General features: G+C 57.0%; 16 protein-coding genes. All 16 read left to right on the top strand.

Annotation, left to right across the window (positions count from 1 at the left end):
• The first annotated feature begins 152 nt into the window (after nucleotides 1-152).
• The 16 genes from infC to tyrS all read left to right on the top strand — a co-directional run bounded on the left by infC (nucleotide 153) and on the right by tyrS (nucleotide 18,280).
• The gene (infC, locus tag HMPREF2527_RS08270; protein ID WP_083294482.1) at nucleotides 153-854 is read left to right on the top strand and encodes a translation initiation factor IF-3; all 702 of its coding nucleotides are present in this window, start codon (nucleotides 153-155) and stop codon (nucleotides 852-854) included.
• Between the two features lie 197 nt (nucleotides 855-1,051).
• The gene (rpmI, locus tag HMPREF2527_RS08265) at nucleotides 1,052-1,246 is read left to right on the top strand and encodes a 50S ribosomal protein L35 (RefSeq protein WP_004006287.1); all 195 of its coding nucleotides are present in this window, start codon (nucleotides 1,052-1,054) and stop codon (nucleotides 1,244-1,246) included.
• 114 nt (nucleotides 1,247-1,360) lie between these two features.
• A complete protein-coding gene (gene rplT, locus HMPREF2527_RS08260) occupies nucleotides 1,361-1,741 on the top strand; it encodes a 50S ribosomal protein L20 (RefSeq protein ID WP_005507127.1) in 381 nt (126 codons plus the stop codon).
• 209 nt (nucleotides 1,742-1,950) lie between these two features.
• Nucleotides 1,951-2,862 carry a TrmH family RNA methyltransferase gene (locus HMPREF2527_RS08255; RefSeq protein ID WP_246824802.1) on the top strand — a complete coding sequence of 304 codons (912 nt, stop codon included), beginning with the start codon at nucleotides 1,951-1,953 and terminating at the stop codon, nucleotides 2,860-2,862.
• 91 nt (nucleotides 2,863-2,953) lie between these two features.
• Nucleotides 2,954-3,874, top strand: coding sequence for a cation diffusion facilitator family transporter (locus HMPREF2527_RS08250; protein WP_070507685.1), 921 nt, complete (start codon nucleotides 2,954-2,956; stop codon nucleotides 3,872-3,874).
• Nucleotides 3,875-3,892: 18 nt separating this feature from the next.
• On the top strand, nucleotides 3,893-4,708 hold the full coding sequence (locus HMPREF2527_RS08245; RefSeq protein WP_070507683.1) for a DUF421 domain-containing protein: 816 nt from the start codon (nucleotides 3,893-3,895) through the stop codon (nucleotides 4,706-4,708).
• 16 nt (nucleotides 4,709-4,724) lie between these two features.
• Nucleotides 4,725-5,207, top strand: coding sequence for a (deoxy)nucleoside triphosphate pyrophosphohydrolase (locus tag HMPREF2527_RS08240; RefSeq protein WP_070507681.1), 483 nt, complete (start codon nucleotides 4,725-4,727; stop codon nucleotides 5,205-5,207).
• Nucleotides 5,208-5,520: 313 nt separating this feature from the next.
• Nucleotides 5,521-6,042, top strand: a complete 522-nt coding sequence (locus tag HMPREF2527_RS08235) for a hypothetical protein (protein WP_005507133.1) — start codon at nucleotides 5,521-5,523, stop codon at nucleotides 6,040-6,042.
• A 236-nt stretch (nucleotides 6,043-6,278) separates the two neighbouring features.
• Complete coding sequence (pheS, locus tag HMPREF2527_RS08230) at nucleotides 6,279-7,406, top strand: phenylalanine--tRNA ligase subunit alpha (RefSeq protein WP_049328035.1); 1,128 nt, start codon at nucleotides 6,279-6,281, stop codon at nucleotides 7,404-7,406.
• 3 nt (nucleotides 7,407-7,409) lie between these two features.
• Nucleotides 7,410-9,980, top strand: coding sequence for a phenylalanine--tRNA ligase subunit beta (pheT, locus tag HMPREF2527_RS08225; RefSeq protein WP_070507679.1), 2,571 nt, complete (start codon nucleotides 7,410-7,412; stop codon nucleotides 9,978-9,980).
• A gap of 192 nt (nucleotides 9,981-10,172) precedes the next feature.
• Complete coding sequence (locus HMPREF2527_RS08220; protein WP_049345348.1) at nucleotides 10,173-10,940, top strand: hypothetical protein; 768 nt, start codon at nucleotides 10,173-10,175, stop codon at nucleotides 10,938-10,940.
• Nucleotides 10,941-11,335: 395 nt separating this feature from the next.
• Nucleotides 11,336-11,821: an arginine repressor gene (locus tag HMPREF2527_RS08215; protein WP_049345349.1), complete on the top strand. Its 486-nt coding sequence runs from the start codon at nucleotides 11,336-11,338 to the stop codon at nucleotides 11,819-11,821.
• 153 nt (nucleotides 11,822-11,974) lie between these two features.
• On the top strand, nucleotides 11,975-13,579 hold the full coding sequence (locus HMPREF2527_RS08210) for an AMP-binding protein (RefSeq protein WP_070507677.1): 1,605 nt from the start codon (nucleotides 11,975-11,977) through the stop codon (nucleotides 13,577-13,579).
• Between the two features lie 133 nt (nucleotides 13,580-13,712).
• Nucleotides 13,713-14,288 carry an adenine phosphoribosyltransferase gene (locus HMPREF2527_RS08205; RefSeq protein WP_005507865.1) on the top strand — a complete coding sequence of 192 codons (576 nt, stop codon included), beginning with the start codon at nucleotides 13,713-13,715 and terminating at the stop codon, nucleotides 14,286-14,288.
• Nucleotides 14,289-14,514: 226 nt separating this feature from the next.
• A complete protein-coding gene (locus HMPREF2527_RS08200; protein WP_070507675.1) occupies nucleotides 14,515-16,809 on the top strand; it encodes a HelD family protein in 2,295 nt (764 codons plus the stop codon).
• A 166-nt stretch (nucleotides 16,810-16,975) separates the two neighbouring features.
• The gene (tyrS, locus tag HMPREF2527_RS08195; protein ID WP_049341763.1) at nucleotides 16,976-18,280 is read left to right on the top strand and encodes a tyrosine--tRNA ligase; all 1,305 of its coding nucleotides are present in this window, start codon (nucleotides 16,976-16,978) and stop codon (nucleotides 18,278-18,280) included.
• Nucleotides 18,281-18,618: the final 338 nt, after the last annotated feature.

The raw sequence follows: 18,618 nt of genomic DNA, 5'->3' as shown, positions 1-18,618 counted from the left end.
TGGTTGTAGGCAGTTTGCAAGTGGAGCATGCCTCCCACCCGGTTGACCGCCGCAAGCGTTAGCTTGCGAGTTTTGAGGTGAACGGGTTTGTCCGCCGCTTTCGGCGTACGCTGGTTTGTGCCTCCGCTTGTGTAACTGCGGGGGCTTTTTTAGTGCCCGCAACGGATAGTATTCACGGGGAAACCCACAGAGCACAGGAGCTAGTCATTAGCGAACCACGCATTAACGATCGTATCCGCGTTCCCGAGGTCCGTCTTGTCGGTCCCGGTGGCGAGCAGGTAGGCGTTGTCCCTCTGAAGGACGCTCTGCGTCTGGCTGAGGACGCCGAACTCGACCTGGTCGAGGTTGCCCCGAACGCGAAGCCGCCCGTGTGCAAGCTCATGGATTACGGTAAGTACAAGTACGAAGCCGCAATCAAGGCTCGTGAATCCCGCAAGAAGCAGGTTAATGCCGTTCTGAAGGAGATCCGTTTCCGCCTGAAGATTGATACCCACGACTACGAAACCAAGGTTGGACACGCTCGTCGTTTCCTTTCCGGTGGTGACAAGGTCAAGGCAATGATTCAGTTCCGTGGTCGTGAGCAGCAGCGCCCCGAGATGGGTGTGCGTCTGCTGGAGCGTCTGGCGGCTGAGCTGGCTGAGGTGAGCACCGTTGAGTCTCGCCCCCGTCAGGATGGCCGCAACATGGTGATGGTTCTGGCTCCGCTTCGCGGTAAGGCAGAGGCTCGCCGTGAGCAGGGCGCCGGCGGTCGCAAGGGTCGCGAGCGTATTGACACGACCAAGGCGAAGCCCGTAACTAATTCTTTGGCAGACGCTATGCCTGCCGAGTTGAAGGCACAGGCTTCCGCCGAGTAGGGAACCGGGTCGTCACTTTAGGATGGGCACGCGCCTCCACCGTTGGGTGGGTGTTGCGGGTTCACCCGGTGCCGGTTCCGAGGCACCTCGTTGGGGGTGCCTCACCTTTGGTCCTTGGGGCTGATGCGTGTATCGCTCAACCCCACTAAGCTACCCCGCTGTTGTGGCGGGGGATGAATGTAAGGAGAACGGCAGCTATGCCGAAGCAGAAGACCCACTCTGGTGCTAAGAAGCGCTTCAAGCTCACCGGTAGCGGCAAGGTTAAGCGCCAGCAGGCGAACCGTCGCCACTACCTGGAGCACAAGTCCTCTCGTCTGACCCGTCGTCTGGCTTCTGACCAGATCGTTACCGGCGGCCAGGCAAAGGTTGTCAAGAAGATGCTGGGTAAGTAAGCAACGCTTACTCTCTGCACCTGGCGCACCGATAGTGGTGCGCACTGATTAAAGACTCGCTCCTGTTCAGCGTGATATGTGAGCTGTTCAGGACATAAGACGAAGGAGACACACGTGGCACGTGTGAAGCGCGCGGTTAACGCGCACAAGAAGCGCCGTACTATTCTCGATCGTGCATCCGGCTACCGCGGTCAGCGTTCTCGCCTGTACCGTAAGGCTAAGGAGCAGGTCACTCACTCGCTGGTTTACAGCTACGACCACCGTCGTAAGAAGAAGGGTGACTTCCGTCGCCTGTGGATTCAGCGTATTAACGCTGCTTCCCGCGCACAGGGCCTGACCTACAACCGCTTCATCCAGGGCCTGAAGGCTGCTGGTGTTGAGGTTGACCGCCGTATGCTGGCTGAGCTGGCTGTTAACGAGCCCGCTGCTTTCAACGCACTGGTTGAGATTGCTAAGAACAACCTGCCCGAGGACACCTCGGCTCCCAAGGCTTAATTAGCCTAGGTTGTGTTCTTACCTCGAAGATCTAGGTTCGGGGTAGGATGCTTAAGCGTCGTGAGCGGCCGTCTGCACTTTTGAGTGTGGGCGGTCGCTTTCTGCGTATCTGGGGGTTGTGCTTGTGGCTGTTCTGCGTTTTTTGGGTGTGCCTTTGCCTGTACCCTTTAAGAGTGAACTTTTTTGAACGTATTAGTACCCCCGTTGTGATGTCCAATCCGCAGGCAGATCGTGTGCGCGATATTGCGAAGCTGCGTACCCGCGCTGCCCGCACGAAGAAGGGCCAGTTCCTGGTGGAAGGCCCGCAGGCTGTGCGTGAGGCGTTGAAGGCGCATCTGAAGAAGCCGATTCTGGATGCTGTCTACGTTACGGAGGCGGCTTTTGACCGTCATGAGGATATTGCTGAGCTGCTGGAGCAGGTCTACGGCACTCCCACCCCGGAGGAGGGTCGCCGCGTCTTTATGCGTGTGGTGACCGATGAGGTGCTGGAGGCGATGGCTGATTCGGTGAGCCCGCAGGGTATTATTGCGGTTTCCTTTATGGTGGATGCGTCGTTCTCGCTGCTGTGGGGTGAGGGCGCGTTGAACCCGAAGTTGATTGCTGTGCTGTCTCGTGTGCAGGATCCGGGTAATGCGGGCACTATTCTTCGTGTGGCTGATGCGGCCGGTGCTGACTTGGTGATTACGACTAAGGGCTCGGTGGATTTGTATAACCCGAAGACGGTGCGTTCTACGGCGGGTTCGCTGTTCCATGTGCCGATTATTCAGGGCGTGCAGCTGGAGGATTTCGCGGAGGATGTGAAGTCTCAGGGTACTGCTGTGCTGGCTGCTGACGGCTATGGTGCGGTGAATCTGCAGGAGCTGAGTGAGTACACTGCGGCTCGTCGTGTCGGTGTGGAGGCGAGTGCCCCCTCCGGCGTGAAGGGTAATTTTGATCTTTCTAAGCCGACGATGTGGCTTTTCGGTAATGAGGCGCAGGGCTTGAACGCTGAAGAGAAGGCTGCCGCTACGATGCGCGTGGCTGTTCCTGTCTATGGTTCGGCTGAGTCTTTGAATGTGGGTACGGCTGCTGCTGTGTGCCTGTATGCTTCGGCAATGGCTCAGCGCGGCGTTTCTCGCTAGGTTTTGGGCGGTTCACGGCTGTGGTACAGCGGTGGGCCGCTTTAGCCTCATAGGTTTTAGAGTTTTAGTTTAGGGCTGAGAAAGGGAAATTATGTCTGCTCCTTCTGGTCATTCGGGTTCGGGCGCGATTATTGCTGCGCTGGGTGCGAACCTGGGTATTGCGGTGCTGAAGTTTTTGGCTTTTGCGCTGACTCGTTCTTCGTCGATGTTGGCGGAGGCTATTCACTCGGTGGCTGACTCGGGTAATCAGCTTCTGCTTCTTTTGGGCGGTCGCGCTTCGCAGAAGCAGGCTGATGAGGAGCATCCGTTTGGTTATGGCCGTAACCGCTATATTTACGCGTTTATTGTTTCGATTATTATCTTTGCCCTGGGTGGCTTGTTCGCTCTGTACGAGGGTTATGAGAAGCTGCATGACCCGCACGGTATTACTGAGTGGCAGTGGGTTCCGGTGGCTGTTCTGGTGGGTTCGATCCTGCTGGAGGGTAATTCGTTCCGCGTGGCGGTTAAGGAGTCGCGTGATCTGAAGGGCAAGCAGAGCTGGATGCGTTTCTTGCGTACTTCGAAGAACCCGGAGCTTCCGGTGCTTCTGTTGGAGGACGCGGGTGCGCTGCTGGGTCTGATTTTTGCGCTCTTTGGTGTGGGTCTGACTCTGTTGACCGGTAATGGTCTGTGGGATGCGTTCGGTACCCTGGCTATTGGTGTGCTGCTGGTCTTTATTGCTGTGTTCCTTGCGGTGGAGATGAAGTCCCTGATTTTGGGTGAGGCTGCTTCTCTGGAGGATTTGGCGAAGATTCGTGCGGCGATTGAGGATGGCGATAGCGAGCGCATTATCCACATTAAGACCGTGCACTTGGGTCCTGAGGAGATTCTGGTGGCGGCAAAGATTCGTATTCATGATGCTGACACCGGTCGTGCGGTAGCTGATGAGATTGACGCGGCTGAGGTTCGTATTCGCGAGGCTGTTCCTGCGGCACGCATCATTTATTTGGAGCCGGATATTTTCCGGGCTTAGTTCTAGGAGATTTTTGTTATGACCGTTGAGATGATCGTTGATGGTTTGCTAAAGATTTTCATTGGCCTGATCATTCTTTTGGTGTACCTGCGTCTGACTCACCGTTCTCAGGCGGGGCACCAGACCCCGATTGATACCATCGGTAACTTTGTCATCGGTGGTGTGTTCGGTGGCGTGTTGTACAGCAAGCAGATTAGCCTGTTCTACTTTGTCATCTACATGGTGTTTACGCTGTGCATGATTCAGCTGCTGAACGTGGCGACCACGAAGATTCGTTTTCTGCATATGGCGGTGCGTGAGCAGCGCGTGCCGGTCATTACGGATGGTGATATCGATATTAAGAGCTTCCAGCAGGCAGATGTGGTTCTTGATCCGATGCGCCTGATTGCTGACCTTCGTGCGCAGGGTATTTACGACCTGGAAGACATTGAGTTCGCTCAGATTGAACCGAATGGTGTGCTGAGTGTGATCCGTAAGGGTGACGGTGTGCCGAACTTTGCTCTGATTGTGAAGGGTAGCTTGGTCACTCGCGATATCGCGGATGCGCACAAGACCGAGGATTGGGTGTACCTACAGTTGCGTGCCGCTGAGGTCGAGCTTGAGGATGTCTTCCTCATGGAGTTCAAGAACGGTAACCGCCTTCTGATTCTGCTGAATGACGGCACTAATATTCGCCGTGAGGTGGCAGAAGCCTCGAATATGAATGATGAGGAAGAAGAGTGGCAGGAAGGCGTGGAGGAAGCTCCTGAGCCTGAGAATACTGAGGATGCCGAGAAGGAAGTAGCGGAGCACGCTGCTGAGGATGCGCATCCGATGAAGGATTCTAAAGCGTAGAAGAAGGTAGAGAAAGATGAGTGAAGTGTCGCCCTCGTTTGAGGTTCAGGTGGTTGGCGCCGCCGTGGTCGATTCTTTGGTGGCTCCGACCCGTATGCTGGTGGCTCAGCGTTCTGAGCCGCAGACTGTTGCCGGCATGTGGGAGTTCCCGGGCGGTAAGGTCGAGCCGGGGGAGAGCTGCAAGCAGGCGCTGGTGCGTGAGCTGAAGGAGGAGCTGGGCGTGCAGGCGCGTTTGGGTGCTGAGGTGCCCGGCGCGTATCCGCAGGGTTGGCGTCTGAGCGAGCGTCTGGCGATGCGTGTGTTCTTTGCTGAGATTCTTTCGGGTACTCCGGATACTTTGGAAGATCACAGCGCTCTGCGGTGGATGCCGCTGCCGAAGTCTAAGGATGACGCGCAGGCGTACGATGACCTGCTGGGTTTGCCGTGGATTCCTGCTGACTTCCCGATTGTGGAAGCGCTCCTGCAGCAGCTGCAGGACACTGGCACTGGTGAGGCGTAGACCCAAGGTCTGACCTCATGCTCTGCACTAGTTCGTTGCGAGGCTAATTCGCCGTTGTGTGACACGTTCGCGGCGGTAACAGGATAAATTTTCTCTATCTTTTGTGACACTGTTTGAAGGCGGGATTCCCTGTGGGGAGTCCCGCCTTTATTCATATTTTGAGGGGGATTTATGCGCCGTGTAATCCTGACTTGTGTGTTTGTTGGGGAGGGGATTTTGTCATATATGGGTTCGACACGGATACATACTTTGGAAACCAATCGGTAGGCGGGTAGTATTGAGGGAGAAATCACATACGTATTGGGAGACAATGATGACTGCTCAACCCCCGTTTGATCCGGGTGCCTACCGCTCCGACGCGGTTCCCTCGGACACTCAAGCTATTTATATTCAGGAAGGCGGCGCTGAGCCGCGCGGAATTCTGTTCCACTCGCCGACCAAGCACCCGAAGATTCTGCGTCTGCAGGAGATTATGATTGTCTCCGCACTGCTCTGCTTGATCCACGGTGTTATTTCCTCGTTTGCACCGGATAACCTGTCCCCGCTGAAGGGTCTGCCGGAGTTCGGTGTTGCAGGCGGTATCGGCCTGCTGGTTGTTTCTGCGGTTGTGTACATTTGGGTGTACTTCACGATTCAGAAGGGCAAGCGTCTGGGCCTGACTGTCGGTCTGATTTTTGCAATTCTGGGTGCGTTCGTGGCGATTATGTCTCTGATTGGTAATGTTATTGACGCTCAGCGCTACGGCTTCGTGCCCCTGTACGCGGCATGGTTCATTGCGAACGTGCTGTGGATTCGTGCTTCTTTTGACCCGGCTGTGAAGCAGGCTCTGAAGTAAGTACAACCCTTCAACACTGTTGTTGAGGCTATATACCTAAGAACGCCCGGATGGACTATCCGGGCGTTCTGCTGTTTACGCTTCCTTCTCTGGTCTAAAATGGATAGGATATGCGCCCGTCGCCTTCCCCTTGTCCCGCACCCTGTGTGGGTAGCCGGGGGAGAGCAGGCGGTGCTGCCTAAGGTGTATAACGAGCCAGCCGGCATAGTGCCGGTGGTATGCAGAGAAGAGTGACAATGACCGATTCCGTGCAGGAACACGAGGGTCTTAACGGCCCGGCTCAGGTTCTCGCCCGCATTGCGCAGGTTCTGGAGGAGAACCCCGAGAACGGTTTGGACGCTATCCGTGAGGCTTTTGAGGCTGAGCGTGAGCGTGCCAAGCAGGAGATTCGCGAGAAGGCTAAGGACTTTGACAGCCTCAAGGAGGTGCGCCTGAGCTTCTTCGGTGAGAAGGGCATCATGAGCATCGCTAACCGCCAGATGCGTGATCTTCAGAACCAGCACAAGGGCCCGGTGGGTAAGCTGATGGGTCAGGCTCGTGCAGCCCTGACTGAGGCTATTGAGGCTCGTACCGCTGAGCTGGAGGCTGAGCGTGAGGCTCGCATCCTGGCTGAGGAAGCTGTGGACGTTTCTGCTGCTTCGCCTCGCCGTTCCCTGGGCGGCCGCCACCCGATTGCTCTGATGCAGGAGCGCCTGACTGACATTTTCGTCGGTATGGGTTGGGAAGTTGCTGACGGCCCGGAGCTGGAGTCTGAGTGGTACAACTTTGACGCTCTGAACATTAAGCCGGATCACCCGGCACGCGAAATGCAGGATACTTTCTACGTTGAGCCGAAGAACGCTCACCTGCTGCTACGCACTCACACGTCGCCGGTGCAGATGCGCTCGCTGCTTTCGCGTGATTTGCCGCTGTACATTGTGTGCCCGGGCCAGGTGTACCGCACCGATGAGCTGGACGCGACCCATACTCCGGTCTTCCACCAGATTGAGGGCCTTGCCGTGGATAAGGGCCTGACCATGGCTGATTTGAAGGGCACTCTGGAGTACATGGCACGCGCCATGTTCGGTGAGGACGCGAAGATTCGCCTGCGCCCGAACTTCTTCCCGTTCACTGAGCCTTCCGCAGAGCTGGATTTGTGGCACCCGAACGCTAAGGGCGGCCCGCAGTGGATTGAGTGGGGTGGCTGCGGCATGGTGAACCCCAACGTTCTGCGTGCGGCGGGTATTGACCCTGAGGAGTACTCGGGCTTCGCCTTCGGTATGGGTATTGAACGTACCCTCATGTTCCGTAACAACGTCGCTGACATGCATGACATGGTTGAAGGCGACATCCGTTTCTCTGAGCAGTTCGGGATGGAGATCTAAATTATGCGTGTACCCCTGTCATGGCTGCGCGAGTTCGTGCCTGTAGCTGAGGATGCTTCGGCTGAAGATTTGATGGCGACCCTGGTGAAGGTTGGCCTGGAAGAAGAAGACGTTCACCGCCCCTCTGATGAGCTGTCCGGCCCGATTGTGGTTGGCCAGGTGCTCTCTATGGAGCCGGAGACTCACTCTAACGGCAAGACCGTGAACTGGTGCCAGGTGCGTGTGGTTCCGGAGGGCCAGGAGCAGACTCTGACCGGTAAGGGCATTGAGCCTTCCGGCGTTCAGGGCATTATTTGTGGTGCCCACAATTTCAAGCCCGGCGACAAGGTTGTCGTGACCCTGCCCGGCGCTGTTCTGCCCGGTGGTTTCGAGATTACCGCTCGTAAGACCTACGGCCACAAGTCGGCGGGCATGATTGCCTCGACCCGTGAGCTGGGTATTGGTGACGATCACGGCGGCATTCTGGTGCTTTCGACCCTGGGCCTGGACCCGGAGCTTGGCACCGACGCGATGGAGCTGCTGGGCCTGTACGATCAGGCTGCTGAGGTGAACGTGACCCCGGACCGCGGTTACGCGTTCTCTCTGCGCGGTATTGCTCGCGAGTGGTGCCACGCTACCGGTTCTTCCTTTGAGGATTTTGTGCTGGCGTACGGCGAGCGCGCCCCGGAGGCTAACGACGCCGGTCACCCGGTTTCCCTGCGTGATGACGCCCCGATTCACGGTAACCCCGCATGCACTCGCTTCGTGATGCGTGAGGTGTCGGGCGTGAAGGCGGATGCGCCGGTTCCGACCTGGATGTCTTCGCGTCTGCGTCTGGCGGGTGTGCGCTCGCTGTCGCTGCCGGTGGATATTTCGAACTACGTGATGCTGGAGACCGGTCAGCCGCTGCACTTCTACGATGCTGACAAGGTTCAGGGTGAGATTGTGGTGCGTCGCGCCGCAGCTGGTGAGAAGCTGGTGACCCTGGATGGCGTTGAGCGTACTCTGCACCCCGAGGATATTGTCATTGCTGATGATTCCGGTGTGATTGGTCTTGCCGGTGTGATGGGCGGCGCCTCCACTGAGGTGACCGATTCGACCACCCGCATTCTGGTTGAGGCTGCTCGTTTTGATGAGGTGTCGGTGGCTCGTACTGCTCGCCGTCACAAGCTGATTTCTGAGTCCTCGAAGCGTTTTGAGCGTGGCGTTGATCCGCTGATTCAGGCAGCGGCTGCTCAGCGTGCGGTTGAGCTGCTGGTTGAGCTGGCTGGTGCTCAGGTTGAGCCGGGCGTTACTGACGTATCCCTCGGCTATGAGCCGGTCGTGATTGACCTGCCTGCTGATTACACTGCTGGTCGTATCGGCGTGGATTACTCGCCGGAGCAGATTGAGTCGTGCCTGCGTGAGATTGGTTGCTCGGTGGAGCGTACCGAGTCCGGTTACGCTGTGACTGTCCCGTCGTGGCGTACTGACCTGCGCGCGAAGGAGGACCTGACTGAGGAAATCGCACGTATTGACGGTTACGAGAACATCCCCTCGACTCTGCCGGTGGCTCCTGCGGGTCACGGTTACACTCCGGAGCAGGCGGGTAAGCGTCGTGCGCTGAATGCGCTGGCTGCTTCCGGTCTGACTGAGGTGTTTGCGTACCCCTTCGTGTCGGCTGATGCGAATAACCTGTGGTCGGCTCCGTGGGCGAGCACCCCCGAGAACCCGGTGACTGAGGTTCCTTCGATTCGCCTGGAGAACCCGATTTCTTCGGCTGAGGGCTGGATGCGCCGCTCGCTGCTGCCGGGTCTGGTTGAGGTTCTGAAGCGTAACCTGTCTCGTGGTTTCAAGAACTTGGCTATTTTTGAGTCGGGTCATGTGTTCATTCCGGGTGAGCAGCTGGGCTCCGAGTCTATTCCGCCGCTGGGAGCTCGCCCCTCGGATGAGGTTCTGGCTGATCTGAATGCCGGTATTCCGCAGCAGCCCACTTTCATTGCTGGTCTGTTTGCAGGTACTGAGCACGAGGCGATGCCGGGTGCTGCTCCGCGCGCTTACGACTGGCGTGACGCTCTGGACGCTGTGCGTCTGGTGGCTGCTGCTGTGTCGGCTGAGATTCAGGTGCGTAATGGTGTGCACACTGCGTTCCACCCGGGCCGTGTGGCTGAGGTTCTGAACGCTGCCGGTGAGCGCGTTGGTTTCGCTGGCGAGCTACACCCGAAGCTTCTGCAGGAGCTGAACCTGCCGGAGCGTACTTGCGCGTTTGAGCTGGATTTCTCGGCTCTGTTTGCTGGTCGTGTTGAGGCGCATCAGGCTACTCCGGTGCTGACTTTCCCGGCTGCTACCCAGGATGTGGCGCTTCTGGTGGACCGCGATCTGCCTGCTTCTGAGGTGGAGCGTGTTCTGCGTGAGGGCGCTGGCGAGCTGCTGGAGGACATCCGCGTCTTTGATGATTACCGCGGTGTCGGTATTGATGAGTCGAAGAAGTCTTTGGCGTTTGCTCTGCGTTTCCGCGCGCCGGATCGTACGCTGACTGCTGATGAGGCATCGGCTGCTCGTGAGGCTGCTGTGGCTGCGACTGTTGAGCAGCTGGGTGCGGAACCGCGTGTCTAACCGGGTCTAACCCTAAGGCGTAATGCCTAGTGCTGACGGGGTGGGAGTTGTTGGCTCCCACCCCGTAGCTTTTGGCGTTGCGTGGTGGGTTTACCTGTTGGGTTGGTTTATGAAGCGTTGATAAGCGCTTTCAGTGGTGAACTCATGTGGTTATGGGTACCCTAGAAGATAGATGAAGTGAGGGAGAGAGTAATGGCTAATCGAGAGAACTCGCGCGAACAGGATGAGCTGTCGCAGTCTACTGAGGTCGAAGAAACCTACTTTGAGGATTCTGAGTACGAGGATTCTGAATATGAGGAGTACGACGAGTACGAGGATTACGACGATGAGGAAGAGAACTCCTCCCTTTTCGCGATGAGTGAGGAAGAGCTGGATGACCGCCCGGGCGTAAACTGGCTGTCGGTTCTTTCTGCTGCTGTCGCGGTTATTCTTTCCATTGTTTTGGCTATTGCGGGTGTCCGTGCTTTTGCGTCGGTGAATAATAACGCCGAGTATGCCGGTAAGAGCTGGGTCATTCAGGGCACCTACCAGGATTTGACTCCTGACCTGATTACGAAGGGCAATGTTGCTCGTTATAAGGGCAACTTGCCGGCTGATGACGCGCTGAACGGTAAGACGTATGTGTCGAACCTGAAGGATAAGTATCAAGTGACTTCGGGTGCTCCGATTGAGTTCCGTGGTTCGCAGACTGGTGACGTTCCTTCGGAGTTCCCGCGTGAGGTAGACGGCCTGTTGGTGGAGAAGGGCGGCACTCTTGAGGTCGTCTACACCGCCGAGAAGGGCACGTTGAAGCCTGTGACTGAGGACAGCGTGAACGCCGAGCGTTTTGCCGGTATCGCAAGTATTGTTGGTGCGGTGCTGGTGCTTCTGCTGGGTCTGGGTTTTGCTGTGTGGCTGAACCGCCGTTCGCGCGATGTCGAGTATGAGGACCTGGATGGTCTGGTGGAGGATGAGCGCTAGGCGTTCTGAGTCCTGAGGATTCACCTCGAAGTTTTGTTGAAGGAGCCTGTTTCTGGCGCACATGATGTTGCTGGAGGCGGGCTCCTTTTGCGCGCTCGCCTGAGGTAGGTCGCTTGCTCGATTCGGCGCGCCAGCCCAGAATGTTCTTGCACGCTATGCATTCATTGCGAGGTTATGCGCCCGAATGTGTAGATACACGCTACATTCGCGGCATTTTGCGTGACAGTTGGTGAGATAAACCCTGAAATTTCCCCCATATCTTGGAATAATCCATATTTGGTGCGCATATTTATGTGCATATGTATTATCTTGGGTAGTAAAGAATGTTGCGCTGCGCCACCGTTGGGCAGCTCCGTTCTGAATTCGTGATTGGCACCGTAGGAAGAAGAGATATTATGCCTTTCCCCTCGACCAAGATCGCGCGTCAGGCACGCATCGTTGAATTGCTGCAGACCCGACGTGTCCGCTCCCAGGCTGAACTGGCGCAGTACCTGGCCGATGATGGTATGAAGGTTACTCAGGCGACCCTTTCCCGTGATCTTGTTGAAATTGGCGCTGAGCGCATCCGTGATGAAGGCGCTGGCTTGATTTATGCTGTGCCGAATTATCCTGCTCGTCGTGGCGGCGGTACTGCACCTGATGCCCGTATGATTTCCCTGTTTAAGGAACTGCTGATTACCGCTGAGGGTTCGGCAAATATTACGGTTCTGCGTACTCCTCCGGGTGCTGCGCAGTTCTTGGCGTCGTCTATTGATCAGGGCGGTCTTGAAGCGATTATGGGCACTATTGCCGGTGACGATACGGTAATAGTGATTACTCGTGACCCCAATGGTGGGGCTGCGCTTGCCGAGAGCTTCTTGGATTGGTCTGCTGCTCAGTAGTAGCTGGGGCGTATCTTGCGCTGTTCTTCTGATATTTCGGGGGGAGCGGTTGAAGGTACGCCCTTCTGCTGTCTTAGGGTTCTTTGCCGGGCTTCTAGCTCGTCTTCTCCTTTTCTAGATATACCGATTTTTCTGTGGTGAGAGTTTTCTATCATGTCTGAAATACACGATTCAGCGAACAATATTGCCTACCTTTTGGCTGAGGCTGCTTCTGGTTCGGGGGCTAAGACAGCTTTGGCGATTCCGGCTTCTGAATCTGCTGATATGCGGGTGGTGAGCTACGCGCAGTTGGCGTCTGCGGCCGCGCAGGTTCAGCGTCATTTGGCGGCGCTCGGTGTTGAGCGTGGTGACCGTGTGGCGTTGTCTATGCCGAATGTGGCGTTGATGCCTGCACTGTATTACGGCATTGTGGCTGCGGGTGCGATTTGTGTTCCGTTGAATCCGCTGTTGTCGGGTGCTGAGCTGGAGTATCATCTGCGCGATAGCGGGGCGAAGGTGCTTTTTGCGTTTGCGGGTACTCGTCTGGCGTCGGAGGCATCCTCGACGGTGCTGGTGAAGAACGGTTCGGTTCGTTGCGAGATTTTCACCGGGGGAGAGGGCTCGCCGGTGGCTCCTTTTGACGTGCCTGCCGATAGCGCGCTGTCGGCTACTGATTCGTCGGATGCTGTTCTGGAGCCTGTCCCGGTGGCGGCGAGCGACCCGGCGATTATTCTGTACACTTCGGGTACGACGGGCAAACCGAAGGGCGCAACGCTGACTCACGCGAATATCCTCTCGAATGCTCGTAGCTGTGTGAGTGTTTTTGGATTCACCGCTGAGGATGTCATTTTTGGTGGTCTTCCGCTGTTCCACGCGTTTGGTCAGACGGTGTCGATGAACGCGGCGTTTGCGGCGTCGGCTACGGTGGCTTTGCTGCCACGTTTTACCCCTGATGGCGCGCTGAACCTGGTGGAGCATACTGGGGTGTCGGTGTTGGCTGCGGTCCCGAGCATGTATGTGTCGTTGGCGGCGGCGCTGGAGGCTGAGCCTGAGCGTGCGCGCTCGCTGCGTGGTCGCATCCGTTTCGGTATTTCGGGTGGTTCGCCGCTGCCTGCGCCGGTGCATTCTGCGTTGAAAACGCTGATTGAGTGCCCGGTGTATGAGGGCTACGGTTTGAGTGAGACTTCGCCGGTGGTTTCGTTTAATCAGGCGGAGTTTGGCATGGTGCTCGGTTCGGTGGGTCGTGTGCTGCCGGGCGTGCAGGTGCAGGTCCGTTGCCCGCAGGGTTCCGAGTGTGCGCCGGGTGTGAGCGGTCAGCTGTGGGTACGCGGCGAGAATGTGATGGCTGGCTACTGGAATAATCCTGCGGCTACTGCTGAGGTTTTTGACGGCGAGTGGTTTGCGACCGGCGACGTTGCTCGTGTTGATGAGCAGGGCAATATTTTTATTGTGGACCGTATTAAGGACATGGTTCTGCGTAACGGCTATTCGGTGTATCCGCGTGAGATTGAAGATGTTCTCTATACCCATGAGCAGGTGCAGTCGGTAGCTGTGTTGGGCGTGCCGGATGAGCGCGTGGGCGAGGAGATTGTCGCCGTGGTGATGCCGCGTCCGGGTGCTGATGAGGGCGTGCTGCAGGCGGAGTTGAATGCGTTGGCGCGTACTCGTTTGGCGGCGTATAAGTATCCTCGCCGCTACGTGATGGTGGAGAGCATGCCGCTGGGGCCGACCGGCAAGATTCTTAAGCGTGACTTGCGGGTTGTGATTCAGAGAGGCTAATCCCGGCAGATGGTTCTTGTCGCTCATCTGAGGACAAGCGCGGGTGAAGAGGGTAGAATTTTGTAGGCGGCTTCTACCGCGTTATTGTTCCCGGGCGTTTTTTCGGGACTATCCCCTTCACGAAAGAGAGAGCATGAGCGTTCCCGCTTCTGAGGCTTCGCGAACCCCTATTGAGCAGTTGATTCCGGCTGCTTGCGCTACGATTCCGAATTACCCGCATGAGGGTATCCTCTTTTACGATGTGACCACTCTCTTCGCTAATGCTGAGGTGTTCAAGGCGTGCATTGATGAGCTGGCTACTCGTTTTGAGGGTCAGTTTGATGTGGTGGCTGGTGTTGAGGCTCGCGGTTTCTTGCTTGCTTCTGCGCTCGCGTACGCTACCGGCACTGGCGTGATGACGGTTCGTAAGGCGGGTAAGCTTCCGCGTGAGACGTACCGTGAGGAGTATGCGCTGGAGTACGGTAGCGCGGCGATTGAGATTCACTGTAATGATTTCGCTCCGGGTACTCGTGTGCTTCTGCTGGATGATCTGCTGGCGACTGGCGGTACCCTGGTGGCTGCCGCGAAGCTGGTGGAGCGTGCGAACCTGAAGGTTGCCGGCGTTGGTGCTCTTCTGGAGCTGGAGGGTCTGGGCGGTCGTGAGGCGCTGGACGGTTACCGTCTTGAGACGCTGAGCTTGGTGTCTGAGTATCCGCTACCGTCAAAGTAGTTTTATAGAGTTTGAGGCTTACCGCCGGTTGGGTGTGTGTAGCTGATAGTGATGAGGGGTGCCCTGCCGGTTGAGCCGGTGGGGCACTTTTCTGTATGGGCCGGTGCGGGTTTTCTACGGGGGTAATATTTCTGCCCTTCGGAGCCTGTCCTGTAAAATAGTGACCCGTATTTTTGGGTGCCTGTCGCACCCTGTCTTTGAGACACCATAGGTTTAAGGAGCTTACGTGTCATCTGAATCTTTACCCCAGCAGTCTGCTGATTCTTCGGCGGCTGAGAAGCTGTTTGCTGAGCAGATGGCTGCGGAGCGTGAGTATGTTGCTCGCGTGTATGCTCGCCTGGATGAGCTCCGTGAGGAGACGGCTGAGAAGCTGGCTGCTGTGCGTAAGAATCAGGCGGTGGGCGGTCATCAGAACCGTTCGGAGCGTGACTCTTTTGCTACTCACTATGAGGATCGTTTGGCGCAGCTGAATGCTGTGGATTCTCGTCTGACGTTTGGCCGACTGGATATGGACCGTGAGGGCGCTGATGCGGTGCGTTATATCGGTCGTATTGGTATTACTGATAGCAATCAGCAGCGTCTGCTGATGGACTGGCGTGCCCCGGAGGCAGGTACGTTCTATCAGGCGACTGCTTTCCACTCGATGGGTGTGCGCCGCCGCCGTCACCTGATGCTTGAGGGCCGCACTGTCGTAAATATTGAGGATGAGGTCTTTGATACTCAGATGCTGCAGGATGAGAACACTCTCCACGGTGAGGGTGCTTTGTTGGCGGCGTTGAATAAGAAGCGTACCGGCCGCATGGGCGATATTGTGGCGACGATTCAGGCTGAGCAGGATGCGATTATCCGCTCGGAGCTGCCGGGTGTGCGTGTTGTGCAGGGTGGTCCGGGTACCGGTAAGACTGCTGTGGCGCTGCATCGTGCGGCGTACCTGCTGTACACGAACCGTGAGCGCCTGTCGAAGGCTGGCGTGCTGGTGGTGGGCCCGTCGAATTCGTTCATGTGGTATATCGAGCGTGTGCTTCCTTCGCTGGGTGAGACCGGCGTGGTGATGGCTTCGTTGGCGACCCTGTACCCGGGTCTGCGTGCTGTGGCTGAGAAGGACCGTGCGGTTGCCGCGTTGAAGGGCGATTTGCGCATGGTGAAGGTTATTAAGCGTGCGGTGGCGGATCGTCAGAAGGTGCCGGCTCAGGTTCAGCGTCTGAATGTTGAGGGTACTGATGTTGAGCTGACTCCGGAGATGGTTCGTTCGGCTCGTTCTCGTGCTCGTTCGACTGGCAAGCCGCATAATGAGGCTCGTGAGACGTTCGTGAAGATTCTGTTGAAGGAGCTGACCGCGAAGCTGGATGATCAGCTGAACCGTGCGGCGGGTCGTGTGGTGGAGCGTCCGTATCTGCAGGATGACGTGCGTGCCTCGATGGATGTGCGCCGTGCCTTGAACCTGGCGTGGATGCCGCTGTCGCCTGAGACTCTGTTGCGCTCGCTGTTCTCGAAGCCGCACTATCTGGAGTCTGCGACTCGTGAGTTGTCGAAGGCTGAGCGTGAGTTGCTGGTTCGCCCGGCGGATGCCCCTTTCACAGAGGCTGATGTTCCTCTGCTGGATGAGGCTGCTGAGCTTTTGGGCGATTTTTCGAAGGTGACCGGTGCGGCTGCTGCGGCTCGTGCCGCGGCGGAGCATCGCGCGAACCTTGAGAATGCGGCGAAGGCTCTGGAGAATGTTCACCAATCGCTGGAGGATATTGGCGCTGATGGCGTGATTACTCCTGAGCAGATTGCGATGATGAATGAGGTTCGTGGCGAGCGTATGACTGCTGCGGCTGCGGCGTCGGCTGATCGTACGTGGGCGTATGGCCATATTGTGGTGGATGAGGCTCAGGAGCTCTCGCCCATGCAGTGGCGTTTGCTGATGCGTCGTTGCCCGATGAAGTCGTTCACGATTGTGGGCGATATTGCTCAGGCTTCTTCTGCTGCGGCTGCTTCTTCCTGGTCGCAGGCGTTGGAGCCGTTTGTGGGTGAGCGTTTCACTCTGGAGGAGCTGACGATTAATTACCGTACTCCGGCTCAGATTGCTGAGGCGGCGGTGTCGGTTGCTCAGGCTGCTGGTTATGAGGTGTCTGCGCCTCGTGCGGTGCGTGAGGGTCAGTGGCCTCCGCTGGTGCATGAGGTTGCCTCCGAGTCTGTTGTGGAGCAGACCGTGTCTGTGGTCAGCGAGGAGGTCGCTCATTCGGGTGGCGCTCTGATTGGTGTGGTGTGCCCGCCGAGCCTGTATGTTCAGACGGCTCAGGCTGTGGCTCGTGCTCATGCTGATCGTACGGGTACCGCGCAGACTGCGTTGGAGAATCAGGTGCTGGTTCTGACTCCGTGGGAGGCGAAGGGCCTGGAGTTTGATGTTGTGGTGATTGTTGAGCCGCAGCAGCTGATCGATGATGCTGATGGTGCTGTGGGTGACTTGTACGTGTCGATGACTCGTCCGACTCAGCGCCTGCACATGGTGGGTTCGCGGATGCCCGCGGGCCTGTAGCCTTCATAGCTCTGTAGCCTCTTTCTGTTATTTCTTTGGGCTGGTGCCGTAGCGGTTTGGGCGCTCGCTTGGGTTTTTCTGAGCGTTTGGGCTGGTGCGGTGCTAGGCTTGTTACATATTTTGTTCGAGCGCCTTCGGGCGTTGTTACCTTGTGAATGGGAGAAGCATGTCTGCCGAGATCCTCAACGCGCAGCATAATGACGATACCTTCGAGAATATTTGGCAGGAACTGAAGTGGCGCGGCCTGGTGCACGTGAGCACTGATGAGGCTGCTCTGGAGAAGGCGCTGAGCGAGGAGAGTCTGACTTTCTATACGGGTTATGATCCGACTGCGGCTTCTTTGCACCTGGGTCACCTGGTGCAGCTGCTGGTGATGCGTCGTCTGCAGCTTGCCGGTCACAAGCCGCTGGGTCTGGTGGGTGGTTTCACCGGTTTGATTGGTGATCCGCGTCAGACTTCTGAGCGTGTGCTGAACTCTCCTGAGGTTGTTGCTGAGTGGGTTAAGTCTCTGCGCGCTCAGATTGAGCGTTTCCTGTCGTTCGAGGGTGAGAACGCTGCCCGTATGGTGAATAACCTGGACTGGAGCGGTCAGATGTCTGCTCTGCAGCTGCTGCGCGATGTTGGTAAGCATTTCCGCGTGGGCACCATGGTGAAGAAGGAGATTGTGGCGAAGCGCCTGAACTCCGACGAGGGCATTTCGTACACCGAGTTCTCGTACCAGATTCTGCAGGGCCTGGACTTCCTGGAGCTGAACCGTCGTTTCGGCTGCACTCTGCAGACCGGTGGTTCTGATCAGTGGGGCAACCTGACCAGCGGTACCGAGCTGATCCGTAAGGTCGAGGGTAAGAGCGTTCACGCTATTGGTACCCCGCTGATTACTAACTCTGACGGCACCAAGTTCGGTAAGAGCGAGGGTAACGCTATTTGGCTGAACCCGCAGATGTGCTCGCCGTACGCGTTCTACCAGTTCTGGCTGAACACCGCGGATGCGGATGTGGTGGATCGCCTGAAGGTGTTCACCTTCCTGACCCGCGCAGAGATTGCCGAGTTTGCCGAGAAGGTTGAGAAGGAGCCGTTCAAGCGTGAGGCTCAGAAGACTCTGGCGTACCTGGTGACTTCGCTGGTGCACGGCACCGAGGCTACCGATCAGGCTGTGGCTGCTTCGGAGGCTCTGTTCGGTAAGGGCGATTTCGCTGCTCTGGATGAGGCTACCCTGGAGTCTGTGATTGCTGAGCTTCCTTCGGCGAAGCTGTCTGAGGACCGTCTGGACATGATTTCTGTTCTGACTGAGCTGGGCTTTGCGAAGTCTAACTCTGAAGCTCGTCGCATTCTGAAGGAGGGTGGCGCTTCGGTGAACGGCGTGAAGGTTCAGGGCGAGGACGCAGCTATTTCTAAGGATGATCTGCTGCACGGTCGTTTTGCGATGGTTCGCCGTGGCAAGAAGAACCAGGGCGCTGTAGAGCTTGTTTAGTCTTTTCTGACTTTCTCTATACATATAGAGGGGAGGGGTTCTTCTCTGCTGAGTGTTTAGTGCTGAGTGTTCGGTACTGAATGTTCGGTGGGGGAGTGCCCCTCCTTTTCTATTCCACCTATATATCTCTATATACAGAGTCTGTTAGAGAGCCCCTCCGTCAGGAGGGGCTCTTCTTGTATCGTTCTGCTACCCTCTGGCTCTGGGGTTTCTTGGTTTGTCTTTGTTGGCGAGGGCTTTGGGCGCCTTTCGACCCTGTTTTGGGGGTCCAGAGAGGGGAATTCGCAGATTTTTGAGGTTTCTAGAAGTTTTTTAAAGATTTTTTAGCACCCATAAAA

It is taken from the genome of Rothia sp. HMSC071B01 (assembly GCF_001808945.1).
Lineage (GTDB): Bacteria > Actinomycetota > Actinomycetes > Actinomycetales > Micrococcaceae > Rothia.
Note: the sequence above shows the minus strand (reverse complement) of the source record. Positions and strands in the feature narration are given on the sequence as shown.